Origin of the sequence: Corynebacterium sp. A21 (assembly GCF_052266655.1) — a bacterium.
In the GTDB taxonomy this organism is placed as follows: domain Bacteria; phylum Actinomycetota; class Actinomycetes; order Mycobacteriales; family Mycobacteriaceae; genus Corynebacterium.
This window is the reverse complement of the sequence record NZ_JBQPQY010000006.1, coordinates 113,442-139,291: the sequence shown is the minus strand read 5'-3', so window position 1 is coordinate 139,291 and position 25,850 is coordinate 113,442. Positions and strand designations below refer to the sequence as shown.

The 25,850-nt window shown below is 62.9% G+C and carries 26 protein-coding genes; 15 read left to right on the top strand and 11 right to left on the bottom strand.

All coding sequences use genetic code 11. The annotated features are described in order from the left end of the window. Nucleotides 1–126 precede the first annotated feature (126 nt). Complete coding sequence (locus tag ACTU46_RS10870) at nucleotides 127–603, bottom strand: inorganic diphosphatase (RefSeq protein WP_443381688.1); 477 nt, start codon at nucleotides 601–603, stop codon at nucleotides 127–129. Nucleotides 604–679: 76 nt separating this feature from the next. Between ACTU46_RS10870 and dacB the strand changes: the two genes are divergently transcribed. The 12 genes from dacB to ACTU46_RS10810 all read left to right on the top strand — a co-directional run bounded on the left by dacB (nucleotide 680) and on the right by ACTU46_RS10810 (nucleotide 11,899). Continuing rightward, nucleotides 680–1,957 (top strand): D-alanyl-D-alanine carboxypeptidase/D-alanyl-D-alanine endopeptidase, encoded by a 1,278-nt coding sequence (gene dacB / locus ACTU46_RS10865; RefSeq protein ID WP_443381687.1) that lies wholly within the window; start codon nucleotides 680–682, stop codon nucleotides 1,955–1,957. Continuing rightward, nucleotides 1,957–2,895 carry a tRNA lysidine(34) synthetase TilS gene (gene tilS / locus ACTU46_RS10860; protein WP_443381686.1) on the top strand — a complete coding sequence of 313 codons (939 nt, stop codon included), beginning with the start codon at nucleotides 1,957–1,959 and terminating at the stop codon, nucleotides 2,893–2,895. The genes dacB and tilS overlap by 1 nt, the downstream gene beginning before the upstream one ends. A 91-nt stretch (nucleotides 2,896–2,986) precedes the next feature. Then, nucleotides 2,987–3,574, top strand: a complete 588-nt coding sequence (hpt, locus tag ACTU46_RS10855; RefSeq protein WP_443381685.1) for a hypoxanthine phosphoribosyltransferase — start codon at nucleotides 2,987–2,989, stop codon at nucleotides 3,572–3,574. 215 nt (nucleotides 3,575–3,789) lie between these two features. Continuing rightward, nucleotides 3,790–6,435: an ATP-dependent zinc metalloprotease FtsH gene (ftsH, locus tag ACTU46_RS10850; protein WP_443381684.1), complete on the top strand. Its 2,646-nt coding sequence runs from the start codon at nucleotides 3,790–3,792 to the stop codon at nucleotides 6,433–6,435. Continuing rightward, complete coding sequence (gene folE / locus ACTU46_RS10845; RefSeq protein WP_443381683.1) at nucleotides 6,425–7,000, top strand: GTP cyclohydrolase I FolE; 576 nt, start codon at nucleotides 6,425–6,427, stop codon at nucleotides 6,998–7,000. The genes ftsH and folE overlap by 11 nt, the downstream gene beginning before the upstream one ends. After that, on the top strand, nucleotides 7,000–7,896 hold the full coding sequence (gene folP, locus ACTU46_RS10840) for a dihydropteroate synthase (RefSeq protein ID WP_443381682.1): 897 nt from the start codon (nucleotides 7,000–7,002) through the stop codon (nucleotides 7,894–7,896). The genes folE and folP overlap by 1 nt, the downstream gene beginning before the upstream one ends. Further along, nucleotides 7,889–8,272: a dihydroneopterin aldolase gene (gene folB / locus ACTU46_RS10835; RefSeq protein WP_443381681.1), complete on the top strand. Its 384-nt coding sequence runs from the start codon at nucleotides 7,889–7,891 to the stop codon at nucleotides 8,270–8,272. Before folP ends, folB begins: the two co-directional genes overlap by 8 nt. Continuing rightward, the gene (gene folK, locus ACTU46_RS10830; protein ID WP_443381680.1) at nucleotides 8,272–8,775 is read left to right on the top strand and encodes a 2-amino-4-hydroxy-6-hydroxymethyldihydropteridine diphosphokinase; all 504 of its coding nucleotides are present in this window, start codon (nucleotides 8,272–8,274) and stop codon (nucleotides 8,773–8,775) included. The genes folB and folK overlap by 1 nt, the downstream gene beginning before the upstream one ends. Beyond that, nucleotides 8,772–9,239 (top strand): DUF3180 domain-containing protein, encoded by a 468-nt coding sequence (locus ACTU46_RS10825; RefSeq protein WP_443381679.1) that lies wholly within the window; start codon nucleotides 8,772–8,774, stop codon nucleotides 9,237–9,239. The genes folK and ACTU46_RS10825 overlap by 4 nt, the downstream gene beginning before the upstream one ends. Before the next feature lie 10 nt (nucleotides 9,240–9,249). Then, nucleotides 9,250–10,392 (top strand): DUF6779 domain-containing protein, encoded by a 1,143-nt coding sequence (locus ACTU46_RS10820; RefSeq protein WP_443381678.1) that lies wholly within the window; start codon nucleotides 9,250–9,252, stop codon nucleotides 10,390–10,392. Further along, nucleotides 10,389–11,087 (top strand): 6PGD fold domain-containing protein, encoded by a 699-nt coding sequence (locus ACTU46_RS10815; RefSeq protein ID WP_443381677.1) that lies wholly within the window; start codon nucleotides 10,389–10,391, stop codon nucleotides 11,085–11,087. Before ACTU46_RS10820 ends, ACTU46_RS10815 begins: the two co-directional genes overlap by 4 nt. Continuing rightward, nucleotides 11,084–11,899 (top strand): pantoate--beta-alanine ligase, encoded by an 816-nt coding sequence (locus ACTU46_RS10810; RefSeq protein WP_443381676.1) that lies wholly within the window; start codon nucleotides 11,084–11,086, stop codon nucleotides 11,897–11,899. The genes ACTU46_RS10815 and ACTU46_RS10810 overlap by 4 nt, the downstream gene beginning before the upstream one ends. Here ACTU46_RS10810 and ACTU46_RS10805 read toward each other — a convergent pair. The 8 genes from ACTU46_RS10805 to ACTU46_RS10770 form a co-directional block, all read right to left on the bottom strand. Further along, nucleotides 11,896–12,636, bottom strand: coding sequence for a PIG-L deacetylase family protein (locus tag ACTU46_RS10805; protein WP_443381675.1), 741 nt, complete (start codon nucleotides 12,634–12,636; stop codon nucleotides 11,896–11,898). The genes ACTU46_RS10810 and ACTU46_RS10805 overlap by 4 nt on opposite strands. A gap of 279 nt (nucleotides 12,637–12,915) precedes the next feature. After that, nucleotides 12,916–13,524 carry a hypothetical protein gene (locus ACTU46_RS10800; protein ID WP_443381674.1) on the bottom strand — a complete coding sequence of 203 codons (609 nt, stop codon included), beginning with the start codon at nucleotides 13,522–13,524 and terminating at the stop codon, nucleotides 12,916–12,918. A gap of 15 nt (nucleotides 13,525–13,539) precedes the next feature. Further along, nucleotides 13,540–13,716: a hypothetical protein gene (locus tag ACTU46_RS10795; protein ID WP_443381673.1), complete on the bottom strand. Its 177-nt coding sequence runs from the start codon at nucleotides 13,714–13,716 to the stop codon at nucleotides 13,540–13,542. Then, nucleotides 13,709–14,824, bottom strand: coding sequence for a type IV toxin-antitoxin system AbiEi family antitoxin (locus tag ACTU46_RS10790; RefSeq protein ID WP_443381672.1), 1,116 nt, complete (start codon nucleotides 14,822–14,824; stop codon nucleotides 13,709–13,711). The genes ACTU46_RS10795 and ACTU46_RS10790 overlap by 8 nt, the downstream gene beginning before the upstream one ends. A 527-nt stretch (nucleotides 14,825–15,351) precedes the next feature. Next, nucleotides 15,352–16,452: an SDR family oxidoreductase gene (locus ACTU46_RS10785; protein ID WP_443381671.1), complete on the bottom strand. Its 1,101-nt coding sequence runs from the start codon at nucleotides 16,450–16,452 to the stop codon at nucleotides 15,352–15,354. Nucleotides 16,453–16,559: 107 nt separating this feature from the next. Then, nucleotides 16,560–16,982 carry a VOC family protein gene (locus tag ACTU46_RS10780; RefSeq protein WP_443381670.1) on the bottom strand — a complete coding sequence of 141 codons (423 nt, stop codon included), beginning with the start codon at nucleotides 16,980–16,982 and terminating at the stop codon, nucleotides 16,560–16,562. Nucleotides 16,983–17,088: 106 nt separating this feature from the next. Beyond that, nucleotides 17,089–18,048 (bottom strand): hypothetical protein, encoded by a 960-nt coding sequence (locus ACTU46_RS10775; protein WP_443381669.1) that lies wholly within the window; start codon nucleotides 18,046–18,048, stop codon nucleotides 17,089–17,091. Between the two features lie 267 nt (nucleotides 18,049–18,315). Beyond that, nucleotides 18,316–20,421, bottom strand: a complete 2,106-nt coding sequence (locus ACTU46_RS10770) for a PhoX family protein (protein WP_443381668.1) — start codon at nucleotides 20,419–20,421, stop codon at nucleotides 18,316–18,318. A gap of 259 nt (nucleotides 20,422–20,680) precedes the next feature. Between ACTU46_RS10770 and ACTU46_RS10765 the strand changes: the two genes are divergently transcribed. Beyond that, nucleotides 20,681–21,856 (top strand): protoglobin domain-containing protein, encoded by a 1,176-nt coding sequence (locus ACTU46_RS10765; RefSeq protein WP_443381667.1) that lies wholly within the window; start codon nucleotides 20,681–20,683, stop codon nucleotides 21,854–21,856. Nucleotides 21,857–21,914: 58 nt separating this feature from the next. Here ACTU46_RS10765 and ACTU46_RS10760 read toward each other — a convergent pair whose 3' ends face one another. Then, nucleotides 21,915–22,127, bottom strand: coding sequence for a hypothetical protein (locus tag ACTU46_RS10760; RefSeq protein ID WP_443381666.1), 213 nt, complete (start codon nucleotides 22,125–22,127; stop codon nucleotides 21,915–21,917). Between the two features lie 4 nt (nucleotides 22,128–22,131). Then, on the bottom strand, nucleotides 22,132–23,064 hold the full coding sequence (locus ACTU46_RS10755; protein ID WP_443381693.1) for an SPFH domain-containing protein: 933 nt from the start codon (nucleotides 23,062–23,064) through the stop codon (nucleotides 22,132–22,134). Between the two features lie 333 nt (nucleotides 23,065–23,397). On the opposite strand from ACTU46_RS10755, the gene lysS reads away from it, so the two are divergent. Beyond that, nucleotides 23,398–24,981, top strand: a complete 1,584-nt coding sequence (gene lysS, locus ACTU46_RS10750; RefSeq protein ID WP_443381665.1) for a lysine--tRNA ligase — start codon at nucleotides 23,398–23,400, stop codon at nucleotides 24,979–24,981. A 284-nt stretch (nucleotides 24,982–25,265) separates the two neighbouring features. Continuing rightward, a complete protein-coding gene (locus ACTU46_RS10745; protein WP_443381664.1) occupies nucleotides 25,266–25,724 on the top strand; it encodes an LppP/LprE family lipoprotein in 459 nt (152 codons plus the stop codon). Nucleotides 25,725–25,850: the final 126 nt, after the last annotated feature.

Below are 25,850 nucleotides of genomic sequence, written 5' to 3'. Positions count from 1 at the left end.
GCGTGATTCTCGAGACCTACCCTTCATCCCCCGGCGAACAATAAGAAAACCGGCACCCCAGCTCTCATCAGCGGGGTACCGGCTCGCAGGAAGTCTCAGCAAACTCAACCAGCGGAGGGCAAAAAATTACTTGCCGTAACGCTCGATAGATTCAGCGTGGATCTTCTCGGCCTCGGCTTTGTCGCCCCAGCCAGCAGCCTCGACGTGCTTGCCCTTCTCCAGGTCCTTGTAGTGGACGAAGAAGTGCTCGATCTCGTCCTTGAGGAAGTCGGAGACATCCGAGATGTCCTGGAGGTGGTTGTAGCGCGGGTCATCGAGGACGGCGAGCAGCTTGTCATCGCCGCCGGCTTCATCGGTCATCTTGAAGACGCCGATGATGCGGGACTTGACCACAACTGCCGGGAAGACAGACTCCGGCAGGATAACCAGGGCGTCCAGCGGATCGCCGTCTTCGCCGAGGGTGTGGTCGATGTAGCCGTAGTCAAGCGGGTACGCCATCGGGGTGAACAGGTAACGATCGAGGTAGACCTTGCCGGTCTCGTGGTCGATTTCGTACTTGTTGCGGGAACCCTTCGGGATCTCGACGGTCACTTCAATGCTCATAATGCTCCGATTCTCCTCATGGCGGATTTGGCAGGCCCCATCTTAGCTGTCAGGTTCAAGCGCTACGCTGTTACCGATGGCTAAGAAGTTGTGGTGGATCAGCTCGGCGGTAATCGCCGGCCTGGCAGTGGCAGGGGTTGCCACGGTCGGGGTTATTTCCCATGAGCGTTATTCGGAGCTTGAACATGCCCCGGCCTACTCCCTGGAGGCGGCGCCGGGGCCCGATCTGGTACCGGCGCAGTCAGCGGGTGAGATCGATAATGGCGCGCTCGCCGCACAGTTGACGGAGCTGGCGGATACCCCCTCATTGGGGACTTTCGGTGGCCGGGTCAGTGATGCGGCCACCGGGGAGACGGTGTGGGAGCAGGATCCGGATCAGGCATTGCGCCCGGCTTCCTCGACGAAGCTGTTGACCTCATCAGCGGCGATCTATGCGCTGGATCCGGCGAAAACTTTGAGCACCGAGGTAGTTGCGGGTGAGGTTCCGGGCACCGTGGTGATCAAGGCCGTCGGTGATGTGTGGCTGACCCCGGGGCGGATCGCCGACCTCGCTGAGCAGGTCGGGCAGGCAGACACTGTGCTCATCGATACGTCGGTCTGGACCGGGCCGACCTATCTGGACAGCTGGGATGATGACAACATCGATGGCGGTTATGTCGCGCCGATGGAACCCGCGATGATCTACCAGGGCCGTATCGGGGCCACCGAAGGTGATGTGGCGCGTTCCCACACCCCGGCACTCGACGTCGCGAACGCGCTGGCGCAGCAGCTGGGGGCGGGCACTGTGGACTTCGGCACCGCGCCTGAAGCCGCACGGGTGTTGGCCAGCACGGAATCTCCCCCCCTGATTGACCGCGTGAATGACATGATGGTCCACTCGGACAATGTCATGGCTGAGGCGATCGGCCGTGAGGTTGCCCTCGCCCGTGGCGAAAGCCCTGATTTCGGTGGTGCCACCCGAGCGACCCTGGCCGCGCTCCAGGAACATGGTTTCAGCACCGGGAACTCCACCATCAATGACAACAGTGGTCTCTCACCGGCGAACCGCATCACCCCGGCGCTGCTCGATGCCGTGCTTCTCGACGCTGCGCAGGGCTCACCCTTGGCGGAGGTGCTGCGCACCCTGCCGGTCGCCGCCGGCAATGGCACTCTGATCGACCGCTACACCGATCTCGCCGGGCGCGGTTGGGTACGCGCGAAGACCGGCACCCTGACTGATACTTCCGCGCTGGCGGGCTTCGTCACCGCAGAAAGCGGCCGGGTGTACACCTTCGCGCTGCTCAGCAATGATGCTCCGATTCTGGGGCAGCGTCAGGCACTGGATACCTTCACCTCCGCCATCCGGGCAAGCTGATGCCGCGCTTCATCGGGGAGCTGGAACTACCCCGGAATCCCGGTAATTTCCTCGCCCTTCGCCGGTCGGTACGCCACCACCTGAAGCATCATCCGGCTGATCAGGTCGTGGTTGGCCTGTCCGGGGGAGCGGACTCCCTGGCATTGACGGCGACTGCCCTGGCGGAAGGGGTCGGCGTTCATGCGGTCTGCATCGACCACCAGCTTCAGGCTGGTTCGGGGGAGGTCGCGGAGCAGGCCGCCGCACAGGCCCGTTACCTGGGGGCCAGCGCCGAGGTGGTGGCGGTGGAGGTGGACCGGCGTGGTTCCATGGAAGCCGCGGCGCGCCGGGCGCGTTATGCGGCACTGCATGAGGTTGCCGGGCAGCGTCCGATCTGGGTCGGGCACACCCTGAGCGATCAGGCGGAAACCCTGCTGCTGCGGGCGACCCGGGGTACCGCCGCCGGAATGCTGCCGGTCAACGGACAAATCCACCGCCCGTTGCTGCCGCAGCCTCGGGCGACCACGGTCGCTGCCTGTGCCGAGCTGGGGCTGGAGCCCTGGCAGGATCCGCAGAACGAGGAGGAGGTATTTTCCCGGGTCGCCGTGCGGAACCAGGTGATCCCCTTGCTCAACGAGGTATTCGGGCACGATGTCTCCGGGGCGCTGGCCCGGGCGGCGCAGGTCGCCGCAGAGGACGCGGCGGCGCTGGACGCGATCGTCGATAAGCATTCTGAGCTGGGAGTGGAGTGCGCCGCCGAGCCCACAGCTTTGCGACGCCGCCGCATCGCGGCTTTCCTGCACGCTCACGGTGGGGCGGTGAACGCCGCGACCCTGGCAGGTGTGGAGGCCCTGCTGGTGGACTGGCACGGGCAGGGGCCGGTGGCGGTCGGGGGGAGCGCAGCCGGGCGGTTGGTGGTGAGCCGAATTGGGCATCGGCTGTCAATCGGGCGGGAGTGATCGTGCTGACTTCAAACCATGTCGGGGCGGTAAGTAGTATGGGCGCATTGAGCTTTGTTCTTTAATGCCACCACAGTGAGAGGGAACCCTGATGCACGATCAGAAAAACTTCGATGTCCCGGACAACAAGTATGGCAGCGATGTGGAGGCGATCCTCATCAGCGAGGCCGACCTGAAGCAGCGCATCAAGGAAATGGCGGACAAGGTCTCCGAGCGCTACGCCGACGGTGAAGATGATCTGCTGCTGATCTGTGTACTCAAGGGAGCGGTCTTCTTCCTCACCGACTTCGCCCGTGAGTTGTCCATCCCGAGCCAGGTTGAGTTCATGGCGGTCTCCTCCTACGGTAACTCCACCAGCTCCTCCGGGGTGGTGCGTATCCTCAAGGACCTGGACCGCGATATCGAAAACCGCAACGTGGTCATCGTCGAGGACATCATCGACTCCGGCCTGACCCTGTCCTGGCTGCTGAAGAACCTGCGCAACCGTCACCCGAAGTCCCTGGAGGTGGTCACCCTGCTGCGCAAGCCCGAGGTCCAGACCGCCAAGGTCGATCTTTTCGATGTCGGCTTCGATATCCCCAATGAATTTGTCATCGGCTATGGTCTCGACTACTCCGAGCGCTACCGCGATCTGCCCTATGTGGGTACCCTCCACCCCAACGTCTACTCCGGTAATTAGCCCGACTCGGGAACGAATTGGCCCGGTCAGTCGTTTTCTGCCTGTACCGCATTGTTCTTGAGCGTTGTTTATGACCGGCACCACCGTCCGACGGGATCCGTGCTCATCCTTGAGCCGCCCGGACGGGTGAGGTGGGCCCGCTTTCCAGCCACCTCCCCAGCGTCGTCTCCGTCACAGAAAGGGTCAGGCCGAGCGAACCTATCCCGGCTACCTCCATGAAAAACAAGAATCTCCTGAAGTACGGCGGCATCGCAGCCGTCCTGCTCATCATCCTTTTCCTCTTCACCTTCCTCACCGATGACACCCGCAGTTTCCAGCGGGTGGACACCTCGGTGGCATTGAGCCAGCTGGAGAGCAATAACGTCGCCGAAGCCCAGATCGACGACCGTGAGCAGCAGCTGCGGCTGACCCTGCGCGAACCTGTCACCGTCGATGAGCGTGAAGGCGTCGAGGAGATGATCTCGCAGTACCCGGCACGCACCGCGCCGCAGATCTTCGACGCCGTCCAGGCCAGCGACGCCGACAAGTACGAGACCAACGTCACCCAGGACAGTCTCATCGGCTCGATGCTGACCTTCCTGCTGCCGATGTTGATCCTCTTCGGTCTGCTCTTCTTCTTCCTCACCCGGATGCAGTCCGGCGGCGGCATGTTCGGCATGGGTGGCAGCAAGGCTAAACAGCTGACCAAGGACATGCCGACCAACACCTTCGCCGATGTCGCCGGTGCAGAGGAAGCCGTTGATGAACTCCAGGAGATCAAGGACTTCCTGGAGGACCCGACCCGCTACCAGGAACTCGGTGCGAAGATCCCGCGCGGCGTGCTGCTCTATGGCCCGCCCGGCACCGGTAAGACCCTGTTGGCGCGTGCCGTCGCAGGTGAGGCCGGGGTGCCCTTCTACTCGATCTCCGGCTCCGACTTCGTGGAGATGTTCGTCGGCGTCGGTGCCTCCCGCGTGCGTGACCTGTTCAAGCAGGCCAAGGAAAACAGCCCCTGCATCATCTTCGTCGATGAGATCGATGCCGTCGGACGCCAGCGTGGCTCCGGCATGGGCGGCGGTCACGATGAGCGTGAGCAGACCCTGAACCAGCTGCTGGTGGAGATGGACGGCTTCGGCGACCGCGAGGGTGTCATCCTCATGGCCGCCACCAACCGCCCCGATATCCTCGACCCCGCGCTGCTGCGCCCGGGCCGCTTCGACCGCCAGATCCCGGTGACCAACCCGGACCTGGCCGGCCGTGAGAAAATCCTGGAGGTCCACGCCAAGGGCAAGCCCTTCGCCCCGGATGCCGATATCAAGGCTCTGGCCAAGCGCACCGCCGGTATGTCCGGCGCCGACCTGGCCAATGTCCTCAATGAGGCCGCACTGCTGACTGCCCGGGTCGGCGGCAATGTGATCACCGCCGACGCCCTCGAGGAAGCCACTGACCGCGTCGTCGGCGGACCGCGCCGTTCCTCCAAGGTCATCTCCGAGAAGGAGAAGAAGGTCACCGCCTACCACGAGGGTGGACACACCCTCGCAGCCTGGGCGATGAAGGATATCGAACGCGTCTACAAGGTCACCATTCTGGCCCGAGGCAACACCGGCGGTCACGCCATGACCTCGCAAGAAGATGACAAGGGCATGTACAACCGCGATGAGCTCTTCGCCCGCCTCGTCTTCGCCATGGGTGGCCGCGCCGCTGAGGAACTCGTCTTCGGTGAGCCCACCACCGGTGCCTCCTCCGATATCGAGCAGGCCACCAAGATCGCCCGCGCCATGGTCACCGAATACGGCATGTCGCCCGTCTTGGGCACCGTCAAATACGGCGAGGAACAAGGTGATCCCTTCTCCGGTCGGGGTGGCGGCGGATCCCTCGACTACTCCCCGGCGGTGGCCGCGAAGATAGATGATCAGGTCATGTACCTGCTGGATCGGGCCCACGAAAAGGCCTACACCCTGCTGCGCACCTACCGTGATCACCTAGACAAGCTGGCGGAGAAGCTGCTGGAGAAGGAGACCCTGCGTCGTCCGGACCTGGAAGCCCTCTTCACCGATATCGTCCCCCACGACTCCGATGATGTGTTCCCGGATGAGAACAGCCGCTTCCCGGCAATGCCGGACCGCGAACCGGTGAAGACCCCGGTGGAGCTGGCCATCGAGCGCGGTGAAGAACCGCCGAAGCGCTTCTCCCTGCTCGAGGCCTCCAAGGCCGTGCGTGCCCAGCGTCAGGCTGAGATGGCCGCCCGTAAGGAGCAGTTCTCACCCGTGGCCCCGCAGCAGGGACCCCGCGAGGATCTTGCCACTGGTGGCCGTCACGCTGCCCCGGAGCTCAGCGGTCCGAAGTTCGGGGGCGCCACCCCGCCGCCGCCGGCAGGCTGGATCGTCCCTGGTTGGAATGACACCTCCCAGGGGGACCCCCAGCAAAGTGCCGCCACACCGGGCGAGCCACAGCCGGGGGCGGAGCTGGCGGAGAACACCACCGACGATCCGCAGCACCCGAACCCCTATGCCAGTGGTTTCGCCTTTGGCGCCAACCAGCCCGAGCCGGCTGCCGCCGTCAAACCGGAACCCGCCAAGCCGGAGCAGCGGACCGCTGAGCATCCCGGTATGAAGGCCTACGGCACCGGCGCTGAGCCGAGCCCGGCTGGCCCGACACCCTCGGATGAGACTGAGGCAGCATCGGCAAGCAAGACAGCGGGCAACCATCCGGGCTACAGTTCGCCGAGCGAGGCGAAGACCGAGTTCATCGGTTTCCGCCTCCCGGAGCACGAGCGTCCGGACCATGGCATGGATGCGGATCCCGCAGAGAAGACCGGTCCGGTCGGGGAACGACCGGATCCGAAGGACAAAGATGAGTCGGAGGAAAATCGTGAGCGCTGAGTTTGATTTTGAACGGGCCGAAGCTGCGGTCCGTGAGTTGCTCATCGCGGTGGGGGAGGACCCCGAGCGTGAGGGTCTGCTGGAAACCCCGACCCGGGTGGCCAAGGCCTATCAGGAGATCTTCTCCGGCCTGCAGGTGGACCCGACCGAGGTGCTGGCCAAGTCCTTCAGTGAGGATCACCAGGAACTCGTCCTGGTGCGTGATATCCCGATCTACTCCACCTGTGAGCACCACCTGGTGCCCTTTTACGGCAAGGCCCACATCGGCTATATCCCGGGTGCCGACGGCCGGGTCACCGGTCTGTCGAAGCTGGCCCGGCTGGCCGACATGTACGCCAAGCGTCCGCAGGTACAGGAGCGGCTGACCTCCCAGGTCGCCGATGCGTTGATGGATCGACTCGGGGCGCACTCCGCGATTGTGGTCATCGAGTGTGAGCACCTGTGCATGGCAATGCGGGGCGTCCGCAAGCCGGGCGCGATGACCACCACTTCCGCGGTGCGCGGTGGTTTCAAGAGCAACGCCGCCTCCCGCGCGGAGGTCCTGACCCTGATTCGGGGCGTATAGTGCGGGTCGCTGATCTCACCGTCCCGGACCGCTGTCTGGTCATGGGCATCGTCAACGTCACCGAGGATTCCTTCTCTGACGGTGGCCGCTACCTCAACATTGAGGCCGCCGTTGAGCATGCCCAGGAACTGGTCGAGGCCGGTGCCGACATCATCGACGTCGGCGGGGAATCCACCCGCCCCGGTGCCACGCGGGTCGAGGCTGCCGTGGAAGTCGAGCGAGTCACCCCGGTGATCCGGGCTCTCGCGGAGGCAGGTATCCGCACCAGCGTGGACACCATGCGTGCCTCCGTTGCCGCGGCCGCCGCGCAGGCCGGTGTCGCGATGATCAATGATGTCTCCGGTGGTCTGGCTGACCCGGAGATGTTCCATGTCATGGCTGACTCAGATATTCCGGTCTGCCTGATGCACTGGAAGACGGTGCGCTTCGGTGATGCGGCCGGCCGGGCCGATCATGCCGGTGATGTGGTGGCCGATGTTCGCCAGACCCTGGATGAACTGGTGGAACGCGCCCTCAGGGCGGGGGTTTCCCCGGACAATATTGTGCTGGACCCGGGGTTGGGCTTCGCGAAGTCCCGGGATGATAACTGGGCCCTGCTGCATGCCTTGCCACAGCTGCTCGAGGGCCCCTTCCCGATGCTGGTCGGTGCCTCCCGCAAGCGTTTTCTCGCGGGGGTGCGCCGCGAGCGCGCCGCCACCGAGGACGTTGCCGCCGCGGTGCTGCCCACCGATGCTGATCCGGCGACCGCCGCCGTCACCGCCATTTCCGCGCAGATGGGTGCCTGGGGGGTGCGCGTCCACGATGTCGCGGTCTCCCGCGATGCGGTGGATGTGGCCGCCCTCTGGAATTCCGCCGGCGGCTATGGCCGCGAACGCAGTGGAGGTTCCCATGGCTGACCGGATCCAGCTGACCGGCCTGGAATGTTATGGCTACCACGGGGTTTTCCCGGAGGAAAAGCGTGCGGGCCAACCTTTTATCGTCGATGTCTCCTGCTGGCTGAATTTCGCCGCGGCCGCCGCCGATGATGATCTGAACCTGACGGTCAACTACGCCGAGCTGGCGGAACTGGCCCATGGCATTGTCACCGGGGAGCCCCGCGATCTCATTGAGACCGTGGCCACCGAGATCGCCGAAGCGACCATGAGCCAGTTCGCCCAGCTCCATGCCGTGGAGGTGACCATCCATAAACCGCAGGCCCCGATCCCGCTGCAGTTCCAGGATGTTGCTGTGGTGGCCCGTCGCTCCCGGAAATCAATGCGGGGGGAAGCCTGATGAAGGCGGTACTCTCCATCGGCTCGAATATGGATGACCGTCGGGCCCTGCTCGACACCGTCCGGCGCGAGTTCGCCACCGAAACCCTCGCGGTATCCGGGGTATATGCCACCCCGCCCTGGGGCGTCACCGACCAGGATGAGTTCCTCAACGCGGTGCTCATCGTCGAGGTGGAGCAGACCCCGCTGGAACTGCTGCGCCGTGGCCAGGCGCTCGAGGATGCCGCTGAGCGTCGGCGGATCCGCAAATGGGGACCACGCACCCTTGACGTCGATCTGGTGCAGGTATGGGATGGGAACAACCGGGAGATGCGTGACGACGACCCGGTGCTCACCCTGCCGCATCCCTTCGCCGCCCAGCGCGCCTTTGTGCTGGTGCCCTGGCTCGACGCCGATCCCGCTGCCCGGCTCGATGGCCGGGCGGTGGCTGAGCTGATCCGGGAACTACCGGCCGAGGATGTGGCCACCGTGCGCCGCCTCGGGGAATTCAACCTCCCCCGATGAGCCGTACTCCGCTTCCGCTGCTGCTGGGCACCGGTGTCTTTGTCACCCTCGCCGCGGCCATCCTCACCTGGGGGTTCTACGGACGCATGGCGGAGGTACCGGTGGCGGTCTCCCTGACACTGTGGGTGATGGCGGCGGTGTGTGTCTTCCTGGCGCAGAAGGTGAAGTCCCGGCTGGCGGATGGTCGCATCGGGCAGGATAACAGCCAACTTAATCCGGTCACCGCCGCGCAGTTCCTCATCATCGGCAAAGCCTCCGCCTGGACCGGGGCGATCATCGGAGGGGCGTATGTGGGGATGGCCACCTACATCATTCCGGTGGCGGCGGCGCTCTCCGCAGCTGCGGCTGATCTGCCCGGGGTGGTCGCCTCAGCCACCGGCGGAATCGCCCTTTCCGTGGCCGGGTTGTACCTGGAGCGGACCTGTCACGTCCCGCCTCCCACAGATGGGGCACCTGTTGGGTAGATTAGGGGACATGAGTGCCGAAAAGTCTGAAGAGTCGCCGAATGTGGCAATCGACCGCGGCCAGATGCTGTTGATCGCCCTGGTGGCATTGGCCCTGATTGCCAGCGTGATCATGCTGATCACCGACAGCAACACCGCACTCAAATTGGCCTTGATCGCGGCCCTCTGGGCCGCCGTCATCGGCTTCTTCCTGGTCACCCGTTATCGCCGTGAGGCCCAGCGCACCGAGGACCAGCTCAAGCACGAGCGTGAGCTGCACAAATCCGAGGTCGCCAAGCAAGAGGCGGAGCAGCAGACACATGAGGCGAAGTTCGCCTTGGATTACCAGGAGAAGCAGCGAGCCGATGAGGCTGAGACCCTGGTGGAGATCCAGCAGGAACTCGCCGAGTTGCGTGCCAACCTGGAGGCCCTGAGCGGTCATGAATTCGGCTATGAACCGGCCGCCCTGCGCGCCCAGGCCCGCCGCATCATGGAACTTGAATCCGAGACGGGTGCCGGTGCCCAGTCGCGGGGTGCCCACATCAAGGGGGCTCCCTCCTCCGCTGCAATCACCGGTCTGCTGGGCCAGACCCCGAAGGAACCGTTGCGTCGGGAGGTTCCGCTCGCGGAACCGACCACCGCTGAGACCGAGGTCGTGGAGACTCCGGAGGATATCGCGGAGAAGGCTGCCGCAGCGAAGAACACTGCAGCGCAGGAGACCGGTGGAAAGGTCGCGTCCAGGGACGATATTCTGGCAGCGGTCAAGAGTCCGGAACCGATCGACACCGAACCCAAGCGTGAGACCGATAAGAAGGTCGGCGAGACTCCCTCAACCTCTGAGACCCGCACCTTCAACAGTGGCACCTTCACCGCAGTGAAGTGGGATGCCGTCGGTGACAAGCACGTTGCCGACGCCACGCCCAAGCGCGCCGCCGCGGACTCCGCCGCCACAGGGCAGATTGCCGCGGATAAAGATGCCGCAGCTGAGTCCGCTGCCGCGGAGAAGGCCGCGCAGAACACAGCAGCGCAGAAGGCCGCCGAGAAGGCTGGCGAGGATGATCCTGTCAAGGATCAGGATGCCGAGCAGCGGCGCGGTCGTCGTCGCCGTGATGAGCGCTCCGATTCGCTCTCCGTCGCGGATCTGATGGCCAATATCAGAAATGACGAGAATTGAGGGGACCACGATTAAAGGTCGGGGTCCTCGCGGATGAGCATGATGAGATCGACCTCGGACTGTTGCTCTCCGCCGTCGGACACGATGTCTCCTGGCTGCATTCCGCTGATGAAGCCGGCGATTACCAGTTGGTGGTGATCTCGGTGATTGAGGATGACCTGCCGGACCTGGTTGCGGAGTTGGCCGCAGAGGCCCGTCGCGGCCAGATGTACCTCCATACCAGCCTGGGCTACGGCGTGCAGATCCTGGACCCGCTGGAGTTCACCGGCGCACTGGTACTCGCAGCGCACCCGTTGAGTGACAAACTCTGGGCGGTGGGCTCGGCCGATGAACTCGGGGAGACCGTGGTGGAGTTGCTGGTGGGGGAACTCGGCGGCCAGGCGCTGTCGATCCCGGAAACCCAACGTGCCCGACTCGCCGCGGCGATGTCCTATGTTGGCTTCCTGGAAACCATCCGTAATGATGCCTTCACCTTGCTTTCGGAGGCACTGGGCAATGAGGAGAAGGCGCTCTCCATCACCGGTGAGCTTTGCCAGGGCAGGTTACAGCCGGGGGTCGCTGCGGTGGAAAGAGAGATGGCGGCGATCCATGATCCGGGGCGCTCGCGTACCTACCGCGATCTGACCCGGCGTACCGCGGAACTCAGCGGGATGCAGGACATAGAATTGTGGGCAATTCAGGAGGAGAAACGATGACTTTTCAGCCCGGAGAAGCAACTGAATTCCGTGAGGCCACCGGCATCGCCGTGCTCTCACGGGCTTTCCGCAAGATCGGCCGGCCCGTGGTGTTGGTGCCGCTGGGAGCCGGAATCCACGCTGGCCATCTGGCGATGGTCCAGGCCGCCCAGCGGATCCCCACGGCCATCGTGGTGGTGGCGGTGGAGGAAGGTGTGGATATCGCCCCGCTGCAGGAGGCGCAGGTGGATGCCGTCTTCCGCTACCACGAGGAGATCCTCTGGCCGCATGGGCAGCGCACGTTGGTGCGGCCCCCCTCCTATCACCTGGAGCCGACCGGGGAGCTTTCCCTGGAATTGACCGAGCGGATCGCCCTGGTCAATCTGGTGCAGCCCACCGATGTGGTTTTCGGTGAGAAGGATTATGAGCTGCTCATCGCCACCCAGCATGCCTTCAATGATCTCTATATCAGCACCAAGATTCACGGTGTGCCCACCGTCCGCATGTCCGATGGGCTAGCGATTTCGTTGCGCAATGCCCAGATTCCCGAGGATTCCCGCGAGGGGACGCTGGCACTTTCGGCGGCTTTGACCGCCGGTGCCTACGCGGCTGAGGAGGGTGCTGAAAAGGTCCTCGAGGTCTCCGTCAAGGTCCTGGCGGCCGCGGGAATCACCCCGGAGTATCTCGAACTGCGCAGCCTGGATCTGGGCGCGGCCCCGGCCGAAGGCAACGCCCGGTTGTTCCTCGCAGCCGAGATCGGCGGGGTCCGGCTGATCGACAATGTGGGTGTGCCGGTGGGTATCGGTTTCCGGAACATGGGCGAGCAGGACTAAGCGATAATCTCCGGCTGGCCACCCAGCCCGAAGACCCGGAAGCTCACCCCGAGTTCAGCCTCGGAAATCTCGGCCACCATGCCCAGGATCTCGGGGAGGAAGTCTGCCGGGGCCGGGTAGTCGACCAGGTCCGCGAGGTAGGCCTCGTGGCATTCCAAGGAAGCCACCGCAGCCGCCAGAGCTGGCTGATCAATCTCGACCACATGAGTGGGTTTACCCGGAGTGGTCACCAGCAGGAGCTGGGCGGTGTGGGGCTCGTGGCCTTCGACGTCGAGAAGGTCCCGGTGGGACCAGCGATTCGCCGCATCGCGGGCGGCGTCGAGCGTGGCGACCCCGGCAACCCGGTGATCCGACTGGTTGAGGGTGCCGTAGGCCTCCATCTCGTAGTTCCCGGTGATGACCACGTCCGGCTTGAGGCGGCGGATCTGGCGGGCGATATCGCGGCGCAACTCAATCGACGGCATGAGATGACCATCCGGGTAGCGGAGCATCACCAGTTCATTGACCCCGACGACGTCGCAGGCTGCGCGCTGTTCCGCCGCGCGGAGTGCCGCAGCTTCCTCGGGGCTGCGCTGCATACCGGCCTCACCGTGGGTGAGCAGCAGATAATCTACCTGAATGCCGTGGCGGGTCCACTGGTGGACCGCCGCCGAGAGACCGTACTCGGCGTCATCGGGGTGGGCGACCACCACCAGGACCCGTTTCCAGTTGCGCCAGTCCAATTTCTCAAGGTTCATGGAGAATTCCTCTATTCCGGGATCGGGAGTATCAGATCCCATCATCCCAGGTTTCGCCGGGCGTGGGTGGCCTGCGCCATCCGGTGGACCCGTTTTTGGCGTCCCTGACTCCCTGGTGAATGGCTGTGGAGGCCACCGGTGGGGAGAATCCGGAGATCCCCTACCTCCGACGCCCGCATGCTTCCTATGGCAGATGCTCCACCGGAGGTCCACACAATCTGTGGGTCCTTGTGAAGGCGTCGGAGGCTGCATGATTCCACAAACACTCACCCGTGCGCCCTAGCGGGGCGAGAGTTTAAGGCCGTGCATCAGTGCCTCCACCTGGAGACTCCGCCTGTCCAATGGGTGCTCGTGTTCTGGTGGTGCGAGGAGCCATTCGGCAAATCGGTCCAGACCGATGTCGGGTTCGCTCTCGAAACGCTTGAGCAGGGCCGGGGTCTCGTGGATACCGAGCACATCACCGATATCGAATCCCAACAGAGTCGCCGCCATCCCGTCCGTGTCTCCGAGATATTCCTCCTCGTTATCGAGTGCCAGATAGCGATCCCACAACTTATCATTATCGTCTTCGTACCAGGACAGAATCAGTGCTAGGTCGCTGGCGTCCTTATACTTTCCCGCTGGCCACCGGTCAAACCAAGCATGCAGCTTCAAGCCAGCGAAGCCGGGTACCGACGGCAGTTTCACTGAGATCTCGTCTGTCAGCGGAAGGTCTTCCGCTTTCCCGAAGACTTCGCGAAACCCGGCCACGTTGAGCACATGGCTATCATCTCCGGACACCTCACCTGGCGGATTCTCGACCTCACCGAATAGCACCAGATCGATCGGCGCTCCATTGACATCGATCCTCTGCCATTCCTTAGCCCGCGAGGGGAATGCGTCCTTCACCGCCAAGAAGTCGTCTCATGACTCGATGGCGAGAGCAAAATCAATGTCGTCAGTTGTCCTGGCCGCAGGCCGAGCCCGATATTTCCGCTGGTGAACATCCCTGCATCGCGCCCCGACGAGCATAATTTTATCGGGTTCGAGAAACTTGCTAAGTTTCTCGACGACATAGGCGACATCGGAATCCTCAACCATCGATTCGTTCCTTTATCTCGCTCTTGATTTGTTGAGCGACCTCCGACAGTCGCGGGTCATCGACGGACATCAGGTCAGCGTAGATCACCGCAAGTGGTGCACGTGGCCACATTTCAAGCGGTCCTTTACCCTGGTGAGGTGGCGACGGTTGTCTGTTTTCGAGTTGCTGATAGCTAGTGGGGTGCCAGAATGCCGAACGGATCACCACCTCGGCTGTGCCGTCTCGCCGGAGACGCGCTGTGCGGATGATGTTTTTGCTCGCCTGTTCGTCCGCTACATAGAGGTGGGCGGTGTGTCCGCCGTACACCAGATCTGGCACGGCGCTCTCGCCGCTCACCCATCCCAGCGGCTCAACGTCGGTGAGCCGGTCGAGGTCTCCTGCTCCCCGAAACACCTGGCGGTTGGTTCCGAGTCCGGTCGGGTAGGCGTGCGCCCACGCATCCAGAAGGGTATCGACGTTGTCAATGCGGTAGCCGGCAAGTGTCTTGCGGAGATAACCCGCCTCGTTAAGCAGATCGAGAGTCTGGTTCGCCGTCCCGACCGAGACGTCAGCACTCAGGGCCACCTCGCGGATCGAGGCGTGCAGTAGCGAGGGATAGGAGAGCAGCAGTGCAGAGACTTGGGCTCGACGAGGCGTGAATAGGGACGCAGTGCGGCGCTCTCCCCGCCGGGGTAGTGATTCTTTACTACCTCTCCCACGCACTGACGTTGCGCTCTCGGTTCTGCCACGGGTATCGATAAGCACGCCCGGACACGAGACGAAGCAGTTACCGCGCTTATCTGCGAACATGATGCCGCGTTTGCGCATCTGTTCTGCTAATCGAGGCGTGATGGCTGGAGCTAGCACGAATTCGTTCCCGCGGAACTGCCCTGGAAGGTGGGCGAGTATTTTCGAATCGGTGATGGATATGGCCCGGACCGACAAAGACGGCACAAACTTCGTTGGGGGTTTCTTGACATCATTTTGTATCACCCTGAGCTTTACTACCCCGAGATCACCAAACGGTTCCCTGGGCGAAATGTTCTTTCGTAGCTCACCGTGGAACTCGAGAGGAAGTCCTGCGTTCCGAAAATGCATGTTCCATGTGTCAAGATCGTCGAGTGACATGAACCCAACATAGCAGCTGTTCATTATTGATGAACGTTCATCATTAGTGATAAGCCAAGGTGTTCGCAAGTTTAGTTCGGGTCTACCCTCGTTACTTTGACGGTATCCCCGCTGATAGCGGATAGTCGTTGGGCGAGGTCATGGCTTAGTCTTCCCGTAGTTTCTATGGGTATTAAGGGGCCGCTCCATGGAAAGGCGGGCCCAACCTGACACATAGGGATTCGACCCGGAGGCACCCTCCCGGTGACTTCATATTCCGATGAGGAATTACTGGCATTGATCGCAGTTGGCTGCCTCATCCCTGCTAAATGGCTACAAAACACCTCCGACAATGAAGAGCTCTCCAAAGAACAACACGTACTCAACGCGAGGGAGTGCTGCCCCCTCAGGCTGTGGCTGATGATGGAGCCGCAGCGAGGGTCACCCACTGTGCAGCATTCGGTACCGCCAGGAGCGAGAGACTTCCGAAAAGAGCGGGTCTCTCCATGACCCGACATCAGTGGGTCGGGGAGCAATGGCGCCGGGACCTAGCTCGCCAGGGTTGGCGGCAGGACCTGCTTGGCGATCAAGTCATCGAAGAGATCCAGCAGGCGGGTCTCGGTGTCCAGGGCATCAGCGAATCCGGCCTGGCGGAGCTTGATGGTGGAGGTGATGTTGTCGGCTTCGTGGTGGAAGAGGAAATCGCCGACCGGCCAGGCCACCAGCTTCGTGTAATCGGTGTTCATAAGCTCGTATTCCTCAACCAGCCGCTCCCAGATCGCCGCCTGGGTGGGCATGGCCTCGGTGAGTGACATCTGCTGCGGCGGGGCGTAGGCCATACCGAAGTGCTCGGCGAAGCGGGGCCAGAGCTGGGACCAGCGGAACTGGTCACCATTGGTGATATTGAAAATCTGGTTCTCCGCCTTTTCGGTGGCACCTGCCCAGACCGTTGCCCGGGCCAGCAGCTCAGCATCGGTGGTCTGGTAGAGCACCTCATAAGCAACGCGGGTACCGGGGAAGCGCATCGGAATGCCCAGCTCCTTGCAGATCGCGGCATAAACTCCGATGACCAGGAGCAGGTTCATGGGATTACCGGTGGCATAACCGGTGACTCCCTCTGGACGCAGTGCAGTGAATCTGAAGCCGCGCTCGGCGCTGAGCGTGCGTGCCAGATCTTCCTGGGTGTAGTAGAAGTGCGGGGCGATGAGACGGGGATCGGACTCCTTGGCCGGAGTATTGAAGTAGCCGAGGTGGTGTCCGTAGGCTTTGCCACCCTGGTAAAAGGTGACGTGTTTGAGTGGGGCACCGGCGGCCTGCAGCGCGTCGAGGGTGTTGCGCAGGAGCGCATCGTTATCGTCGATCAGCTCGGCATCGGTGAGTTTTTCAATGTAGGCGGCAAAGACGAGGTGGGTGACATTGTTCAGGTCCGCCAGACCCGCGGTGGCGGATTCTGCAGTGAGCAGGTCGACGCTGTGGTGGGCCCAGGGGGCGTCCTTGAGCGGGCGGCGACTCACACCGTGGACCTCCCAGCCGAGGTCATGGTAGGCCTGGGCGGCGTAGCTACCGATCAGCCCGCCGTCGCCGGCCACCAGGACGGTGCCGGTGTCGGTGGGGAGTTCGGTGAGGGTGAGGCCGATGTTTGCGGGCATGGCTGATCTCCTGGTGATCGGGGATGGATATCAAAGACCAGCCTATGCCCGGATACTTGCAGCGTTAATAAAATCTGCTGGGAGGCTACCGAGAGGCTACTGAAGGGCTACTGGGAAGTGGAGATCGCCCACATGACGCCGAACTTATCGAAGACCTGGCCGTACCAGGAACCCCAGGGAGCCTGCTCAAAGGGCATGTTCAGTTCGCCACCGGCCTGGAGGAACTTATCGATGACCGCGCGACCGGCCTCTTCGGAGTCCACGGTGTAGAGCAGGGAATAGGCGCTGCCCTTGATCGGGTAGTCCTCCGGATCACCCGGCATCTGATCGCCGCCAGCGAGCTCCACGCCCGGGGCACGCAGCGTCACATGGGCGACAGCCTTGGGGTCCGGCTCGAAGGGCATGCCCTCCATCGGGGTATCTCCATAGGTCAGTACATTCAGCTCGCCGCCGAGAATGTCATGCCAGAGTTCAAAAGCTTCCTTGGTGGTGCCGGGGAGGGAAATATAGGTGGCCAGAAAATTACTCATCAGGGTCCTTAGATAGGAGGTGTCCGGTTCGGGTTTCCGGCCCGGCTCTTGTGCCGAGCGTAGTTTTGCTATCTGAATAGGCGGTCTAGGGAAGGTCTCAGTTGGGTCACAAGGGTCGGTGGCGTTCTCGGGGAGGTCGCGGGGATTTTCTCGGCTTCGGTTTCTGATAGCGCGGCTGCTGATTCTGCGGAGACCTGGCGGGGCGCTGGTGTGCCACCGCTAGCGCGCTGATCGAGAGGATCAACAGCGGCAGGTGCAGCACACCCATCCACCAGGAATCCGGTTGGATCAGGAACCAGGTCATCATATTGAAAAGCCCGAAGCCCAGGCCGGCGAAGCCGATCACGGAAAGCGTTCCGGAGTGGATACCCGGATGGAAACACAGCAACACTGCCAGGAACACCGGGGTGAGGAAGCAGTAGGTGATGCCAGAGGTGCCGATGAGCAGCTGCTCACCCATGCCCGGTGGGAGCAGGGCACCGGCTTCGCTGCTGGAATAGGGTGCAATGAAGGCCAGCAGGCCCAGTGCCAGCGTCCAGCTCATGCCGGGGCGGAAATCCTGCCGCCGGACCGTCGAGAAGCGGTGGACGATATCCGGCAGCAACACCACCGCCACAATCACTGAAACCAGGGTGTTGCCCAGCACCCAGGTGAAGTCGCCTTCCCCGGCAAAGGACATATTCTGCAGGAAGCCCGTGGCCAGGAGGAAAAGTGCGTAGGCGACCAGGATGACGCGGGCGACATTCTGCTCCTCCCGTTTGCTACGGTTTCGCCCGGTGAAGGCACTGAAGAAGGCCAGCAGTACCATCGCCGCCAGGAGTCCAGTCGTGATGGGGCGGAGAAGTCCCCACTGATTGATCAACGGGTCCCGCAGGGTGCTGGTGATGATTCGGGTGGTCTCGGTGGGGGCATAGCCGCTGCTGGAGTAGAGCGGGATCATGAAGGCAATGATGATCAGCGCGCGGGTGGGCCACCACCGGCGACCCCGGGCCTTGCGGAGTTTTGGTTTCCGGCGGGCACGGTCGATCCTGTCGGGCCCATCCGAGAGCGTTGCTTTCCCAGCCATGTTCCTGAGCCTAGGAGCTTAGTTTTCAAGAAGAAAGGGTTAGAGGAGGAATGTGGCCTGCGTGAGATGAAAAATTAACTCTGCAGCAGTGTCGCTCATCGAGGTCCGCGCCACGGCGCGCTGCCGTGGGAGCGTAGGGGAGCGTAGGGGCGGGGAAGCGCAGCAACGCCCGCTGCCCTCGTGCCCGTCCCGGATCTTATGGGGGCGAGCAGTATGCGAGGGCAGCGGGCGTCAGTGAAGCCCGGAGCCGGTTATGGCTGGGGGATGTTAGACCTCAACACCGATGACATCGGTGGCGGTTGGCCAGATCTGGGCCACTGCCGGGCGCGGGTTGGAGTCACCGCCGTCGGGCCAGTGGCTGGCCGGGTTCTCCACGGAGGAGTCGTCGCTCTCGCCCGGGTGCTGGACGTTGACCAGGACACGCTCGTCCATGACGATGGGGCCACAGGTCTCGGCGGTCTGCGGCACGGTCAGGAAGCACTTGACCTCACCGCGGCGGTCACCGTCGACGGCGACGGCGTAGAGGCCGTCGTTGGAGTCGAGGGCGTTGCCGTCGGTGGAGACCCACAGGTTGCCGTAGGTGTCGAACGCCAGGTTGTCCGGGCAGGAGATCGGGGAGACCTTGGACTTGTCGAAGCCGCCGAAGTAGGAGTAGGCGGCCTTCGGATCGCCACAGACCAGCAGGATGTTCCAGTCGAAGGTGGTGCCGGCGTGATCATCCTCGATCTCCATGACGAGACCGTTCTTGTTCTCGGAGATCGGGGCGTACTCGGTGGGGCTCTCCTTGGACTTGGCGGCGTTCTCACCGGTGGCACCGCGGTAGGAGTTGTTGGTCAGAGCAACATAAACCTTCTTGTTGACCGGGTTGACCTCGACATCCTCGGGGCGGTCCATCTTGGTGGGCTCGAGGACATCAGCAGCGCTACGGGTGAACACGGCGACCTCTTCGGCGGTGAAGCCTTCGACGTGGGACTCGGCGGAGCCGTCCTCGTTGACGGTCAGCAGCTGCAGCCACTCACCGGAGCCGTCGAACTGGCCGTCCTCGGGCAGCTCGCCGGAGCCGTCGAAGTCGTGATCGGTGGAGTTGCCCTCGAACTTGGCCACGTAGAGGGTGCCGGCATCCAGGATGGTCATGTTGTGGGCCAGATCGCCCTCGACCATCTTGCGGGTGGAGACAAACTTGTAGAGGTAGTCGAAGCGCTCATCATCGCCGGAGTAGCAGACCACGGTGCCGTCATCGGCGATGTGGACCTGGCCGGCCTCGTGCTTGAAGCGGCCCAGAGCGGTGTGCTTGACCGGGGTGGAGGTGGGGTCCAGTGGGTCGATCTCGACGATGTAGCCGAAACGGTTGGGCTCGTTCGGGGTCTTGGAGACATCGAAGCGGTCGTCGAAACGCTCCCACTTGCGGTCGGAGGCTTCACCGGAGATGCCCAGGCGTGCGAGGCGCTCCTTGGCCTGCTCATCCTCAAGCAGGTCGGCATTGCCGAAGTACTGGTTGAAGTTCTCTTCGCCCGAGAGAACGGTGCCCCAGGGGGTGATGCCGCCGGCGCAGTTGTTCAGGGTGCCCAGGACGGTCTCGCCGCTCGGATCCTGCTCGGTCTTGACGAACTCAGAGCCGGCGGCCGGGCCGACCAGCTTGAAGGGGCTGGTACCGGTGATGCGGCGGTTCAGCGGGCCGAACTCGCGCTTGAGCTCGCCGGAGCCCTCGACCTTGGAGACCTCGAGAACCGTGAGGCCATGAGCTGCCAAGCCGATGAGGAACTGCTCCTCGGTGGGGTTCTCGGCGTCATAGCCCGGGAACATGTTGGGCTCGGTGGAGTACTCGTGGGAGGCGATGTAAACCAGGCGGTTGTCATCGTCCGGGTGCTCGACGAAGCCGGCGAAGTCGTTGTTGAAGCCGAACTGGCGCTCAGCGTCTGCCGGGGTCTGGTTGTTGATGTCGAACTCCGGTGCGCCCTCGATGACGGGGTCGCCCCAGGCGATCAGTACGGACTGCTCGTAGCCCTCGGGGATGGTGACGACATCCTCGGTGTTGGGCTCGACGACGGTGAACTGCATGCCCTCATATGCCGGGCCATCGGCGGCAACCTGCTCAGCGGCGGAAGAGGCGCTGGCGCTGGAGCCGGAGGAGGCCTCGGTGGAGGAGCTGTCGGTGGAGCAGGCGGCCAGCACGGAACCGGTACCCACGGTCAGCACAGTCAGGCTGCCGGCCTTCAACGCGGAGCGGCGGGACATCAGATCGCCGAAGTAGGGGTTCGAGGACTTGTTTGCGCACTCGCCGAAGCAGGCGTTGCCGCACTTGTATGTGCAGGTCATCTTGGTGCGGGAGGAGGCAAATTTGTTGCTGAGAAGGTTAAGGCCCTTGAGCGCCACGTGAACTCCAAATTATTAATAAGAGGATGAGAAGATTCATCTAGGGACCCTAAAGAGCATGTGTGACCAATTAGCGAGTTCTATATGGCCGCCGGGTGAATAGTGCCTGAATCGCTAGACCTCTCCGAGAAAAAGCTGAAACAGTGATTGATCCCACAAAGCCGGCGTTAATTAATTTAACCGATAAAGTCCGTGTTAAAGTTGTGCCTATTGCCAGGCCGGCAAAACTGTAAGTAATCCCACCCAGGAGGATCTGCATATGTTCGTCATTACTCAGCCCACGTCCCGTGATCGCACGCTCACTCCGGAGCATGAGGAGATCATCAAGGCCACTCTCCCGGCTGTCGGTGCGAACATCGGCGAGATCGCCGTGGTCTTCTACCGCACCATGTTCAGCAAGCATCCAGAGCTGCTGAACGATACCTTCAACCGTGGTAACCAGAAGTCCGGGGCACAGCAGCAGGCGCTGGCGGCCTCCGTGGCCACCTTTGCTTCCATGTTGGTCGATCCGAATGTTCCGGATCCGGTGGAGCTGCTCAAGCGGATCGGTCACCGGCATGTCTCCCTCGGGATTACCGAGGACCAGTACCAGGTGGTGTATGAGAACCTCTTCGCCGCTATCGTCGAGGTGCTCGGGGCTGATGTGGTGACCCAGGATGTTGCTGCGGCCTGGAGTGAGGTCTACTGGATCATGGCGGAGGTGCTGATCTCCTTTGAGAAGGAGCTCTACGCTTCCGATAACGTCAAGCCGGGCGATGTCTTCCGTGAGGTCAAGGTCGTCGAGCGTGAGGATCTCACCGAGATCGCCACCAAGTACACCATTGAGGGCGACCTGACTAAGCCCCGGGCGGGCCAGTACACCTCCATCGGTGTGGTGCTCGCGGATGGTGCCCGCCAGCTGCGGCAGTACTCGATCATCGCCCAGCAGCCGGGCCGCTACACCATCGTGGTTGAGACGGAGGGTGAGGTTTCCACCTATCTGCGCGAAAATGTGCAGGTCGGCGACACCATCCAGGCGACTCTTGCCGCCGGCGATCTGGTGCTCGAGGACGGCGATACCCCGATTGTGCTGATCTCTTCCGGCATCGGTTCTACCCCGATGGTCGGCATGCTGGCCTATATGGCCCGGGTCGGTGTCAACCGCCAGACGGTCTACCTGCACGCCGATGAGTCCGAGCTGAACCATGCCCAGCGGGGTCAGACCTCCGTGCTGCTTGAGCGGCTGCCGCATGTGAAGTCAGCTGCCAGCTATCGCCAGAATGGCGAGCTGGTTGATATCTCCACGCTGGATCTCGAGGGCGCGGATGTCTATCTCTGTGGTGGCAACACCTTCCTGCAGTCCGTCCGCGCCGACCTGGCCAAGGTCCCCGCCGAGAGGGCTCCGAAGTCCGTGCGTTTCGAGCTCTTCTCTCCCAATGATTGGCTGCTCAGCTAATCGCTGAAGCAGGAAACCGCCCTTCCCCGCGCATCGCGAAGGGGGAGGGCGGTCGTCGTTAAGCGTCTTCCTGCTTATCGACGTCCGCGGGGGGCCGTCCGCGGCGGGGAAGCTCCCCGGCGTCCTTGGGAAGGCGTCCTGCCCGGTGCAGGCTCTCCCGCAGCATCATCTCGATCTGGGCGTTGGTGCTGCGGGTTTCATCATTGGCCCAGCGTGCGATCGCCTCGTGGACCTTTGGGTCGATGCGCAGGGCGATATTTTTACGTGCCATGGTCTTAGGTGTACAAACTGCCCGTGTTGATCATCGGCTGGGCGTTAGTGTCGGAGCACAGCACCACGAGGAGGTTCGAGACCATGGCGGCGCGACGCTCGGGGTCCAGGTCCACGATCTGGCGGGCCTCCAGCTGTGCCAGTGCGGACTCCACCATGGTCACCGCACCCTCGACGATGGTCTCGCGGGCATCGACAATGGCGCCGGCCTGCTGGCGCTGCAGCATCGCCTGGGCGATCTCGGGGGCGTAGGACAGGGAGCCGATGCGGGCCTCGATGATCTCCAGGCCGGCTAGGTGGACGCGGGCGGCGACTTCCTCGGCCAGCTCCCGGGAGACCAGGTCCGTGGATCCGGAGAGCGAGGGGTTGTGGGAGGTGCCGCCATCATAGGGGTGGGTGGTGGCTACATGGCGCAGTGCGGATTCGGACTGGGTGTTGATGAACTCCTCGACCTCCTCCACCGCGAAAGTGGCCTTGGCGGTATCGGCGATCTGCCAGACGATGATGGCGCCGATGTTCACGGGATTGCCATTGGAATCATTGACCTTGATGGTCTCGGTCTCAAAGTTGCGCACGCGCACACTGACCTTCTTCACGGTGCTCAGCGGCAGAACCAGCGAGAGCCCGGTGCGACGGTTGGTGCCCAGGTAGCGGCCGAAGAACTGCACCACCAGGGTATGGCCCGGGCTGACCACCTTGATCATGGTGGACAGCAAGATGAAAGCAATGAAGAGGATCACCGCGATCGGGATCATGATGCCCGGGTGGGCGACCCCGGCACCAGCCAGGGCGATCGCACCTGCTGCCACCAAGGCCATCAGGATCATCAGGATGAGCGCGGCGAAGGCCGGACCGGTGCCGCCGGTCCAGGTGCGTTGTTCGGAGATCTCGACCTTGACTCCCTCATGGCCCACCGGGTGGTCGGCGACCTCGGGAATCACGGTTTCGGAGATCTCGGTCCCGGCGCTCTCAGTGTGGCGGGGATCGTTCTCGGGCGGAGACTGGGGGTTGATCGGGGTGCTCATGGTGGGCAATCGACCTCTCTATATGTGGTGCGCTGGATGTGGTGCGCTGGAGTTCAGTCCGGAAGCCTGAATTAATCTGATATCAGATTATCAGGAATCGGGGATTAAAGTGATATCAGATTTGCAACGATGCGTCCCGGGGCGCTCCACTGCACCGGGCCCCGACTGATCCCGGTGCTGGCTGCGCCCTACTTCGCGGCTGCTGTACTTCGGAAGAGATAGAAGCATGCACTAGTCTTGGAACACGTGACGAACGCTAAGGAAACCCAAGCCCAGACCAATGATCTTCCCGAGCAGCTGCGCATCCGCCGAGAAAAGCGTGAACGCCTGATCGAGGGGGGAGTCGAGGCATACCCGGTCATCGTTGACCGCACCATCTCGATCACTGAACTGCGCGAGAAGTTCCAGGTCCTGGCCGAGGGTGAAGAGGCCGGCAACGCGGAAGGCGTCACCTACCTCGCCTCCGGTGCTGAGACCGAGATCGAGCACGCCATCGCCGGTCGCGTGATGTTCATGCGCAACACCGGCAAGCTTTGCTTCGCCACCCTCCAGGAGGGGGACGGCACCCAGGTGCAGGCCATGCTCTCCCTGGCTGAGGTCGGCGAAGAAGCGCTGGCCGCCTGGAAGTCCGATGTCGACCTCGGTGACTTTGTCTCGGTCCGCGGCCGCGTGATTTCCTCGCGTCGTGGCGAACTTTCCATCATGGCCACTAAGTGGACGATGGCGGCCAAGTCGCTGCGCCCGCTGCCGGTGGCCTTCGCGGAGATGAACGAGGATACCCGCGTCCGCAACCGCTATACCGACCTGATCATGCGCGAAGAGGCCCGCAAGAATGCCTTGACCCGCATCAAGGTGATGCGCGCCCTGCGCCACTACCTCGAGGATCAGGACTTCATGGAGATCGAGACCCCGATGCTCCAGACCCTGCACGGTGGAGCCGCGGCGCGCCCCTTCCAGACGCACTCCAATGCCTTGGATATCGATCTGTTCTTGCGCATCGCCCCGGAACTCTTCCTCAAGCGTGCCGTCGTCGGTGGCATTGACCGCGTCTTCGAGGTCAACCGCAACTTCCGCAACGAGGGGGTGGATTCCACCCACAGCCCCGAGTTCGCAATGCTCGAGACCTATGAGGCCTGGGGCACCTACGAGACCGGCGCCGAGCTGATGAAGGGCTTGGTTCAGTCAGTGGCCCAGGAAGTCTTCGGCTCCACCACCGTGACCTGGGTTGATGGCACCGAGTTTGATCTCGGTGGCGAATGGCCGGTCGTCGAGATGTACCCCTCGCTCAACGAGGCCCTGGCACGGAAGTTCCCCGGCCAGCCGGAGGTCACCGTCGAGACCGGCGTGGCGGAGCTCAAGGAGATCGCCAAAGTCATCGGCCTGGAGGTTCCGGCCAAGGCTGGCTGGGGCCACGGCAAGCTGGTCGAGGAGATCTGGGAGCTGCTCTGCGAGGATCTGCTTGAGGGGCCGATCTTTGTCAAGGACTTCCCGGTTGAGACCTCCCCGCTGACCCGTGACCACCGCTCCAAGCCGGGGGTGACCGAGAAGTGGGACCTCTACGTCCGTGGTTTTGAGCTGGCCACCGGCTACTCCGAGCTTGTCGACCCGGTCATCCAGCGCGAGCGCTTCGCGGACCAGGCCCGTCTGGCTGCAGATGGCGATGATGAGGCCATGGTCCTGGACGAGGAGTTCCTCGCCGCGATGGAGCAGGGCATGCCGCCGACCTCCGGTTGTGGCATGGGCATTGACCGCCTGCTGATGGCCCTGACCGGCCTGGGTATCCGCGAGACCGTGCTCTTCCCGATGGTCAAGCCCGAGGTCAAGCACTAAACCTCTTCTTTCTGCTCCGCGCACTGCGCCCCACACCAGCTTTTGGTATGGGGCGCAGTGCTTTAGTTCTCGCGGTGCCCAGCGTGGTGGTGAACTTTTCTTCCCATCCTTCCCATCCTTCTCCTGGGAAATGACGTTTAGGTCTCGAGGATCCGGCGAATGACCTCGGAAATAAGATAATTCGCCGGATTCTCGAGACCTACCCGTCACGCTCTGCGCTGAATCACTAAGAAAGTACCGGCGGCCTCACCACCTTCACTGATCCCGGAGAAGCCAGCGGGACAGTGAACTCCGGTACCACCGAGGATGAGGGGTCAGATGAGGAGGGAAACACCCAGTGCAGTGATCTGAGCGGGCCGGGGGCTGCGGAGCGCTGGGCAGGCCAGGTCCCCACCTATAATGACTGGCCCTGGGACACCGGGTACGCCATCATCGATGGCTACGACTCCTGTGTGGCCTTGTCCTGGATTGTGCTTCCGATCGAGGGTGGAACAGCATCCTCGCCCTACCAGATCATGCTGTTCAACCAGGGGGAATATCTCGGTACCGCCACCAGTGAGGCCTATGGCTTCAGCCCTGATGTGGTGCGGCTGGACGATGAGACCATCGAGGTCACCGGGCACTGGCCCCGGGAGGGGGAGAGCAACGCGGGGGCCTGCGGGACCTCCACCGCTCAGTTCCGGTGGGATGAGGCACAGGGGAAGGTGGTGATGACCAGAGAGGTGCCGCGAGCAGGGGAATAGGGAGGCGATTTAGCTGAGCCACCGGATGAAGGCTTCGGTGCCCCAGCCGATGTTCCGGGAGGAAACAGCTTGTCGACGCTGCACCCTGCACGACGGCACCCACGACACCGGGTGGGAGCGCTCCGG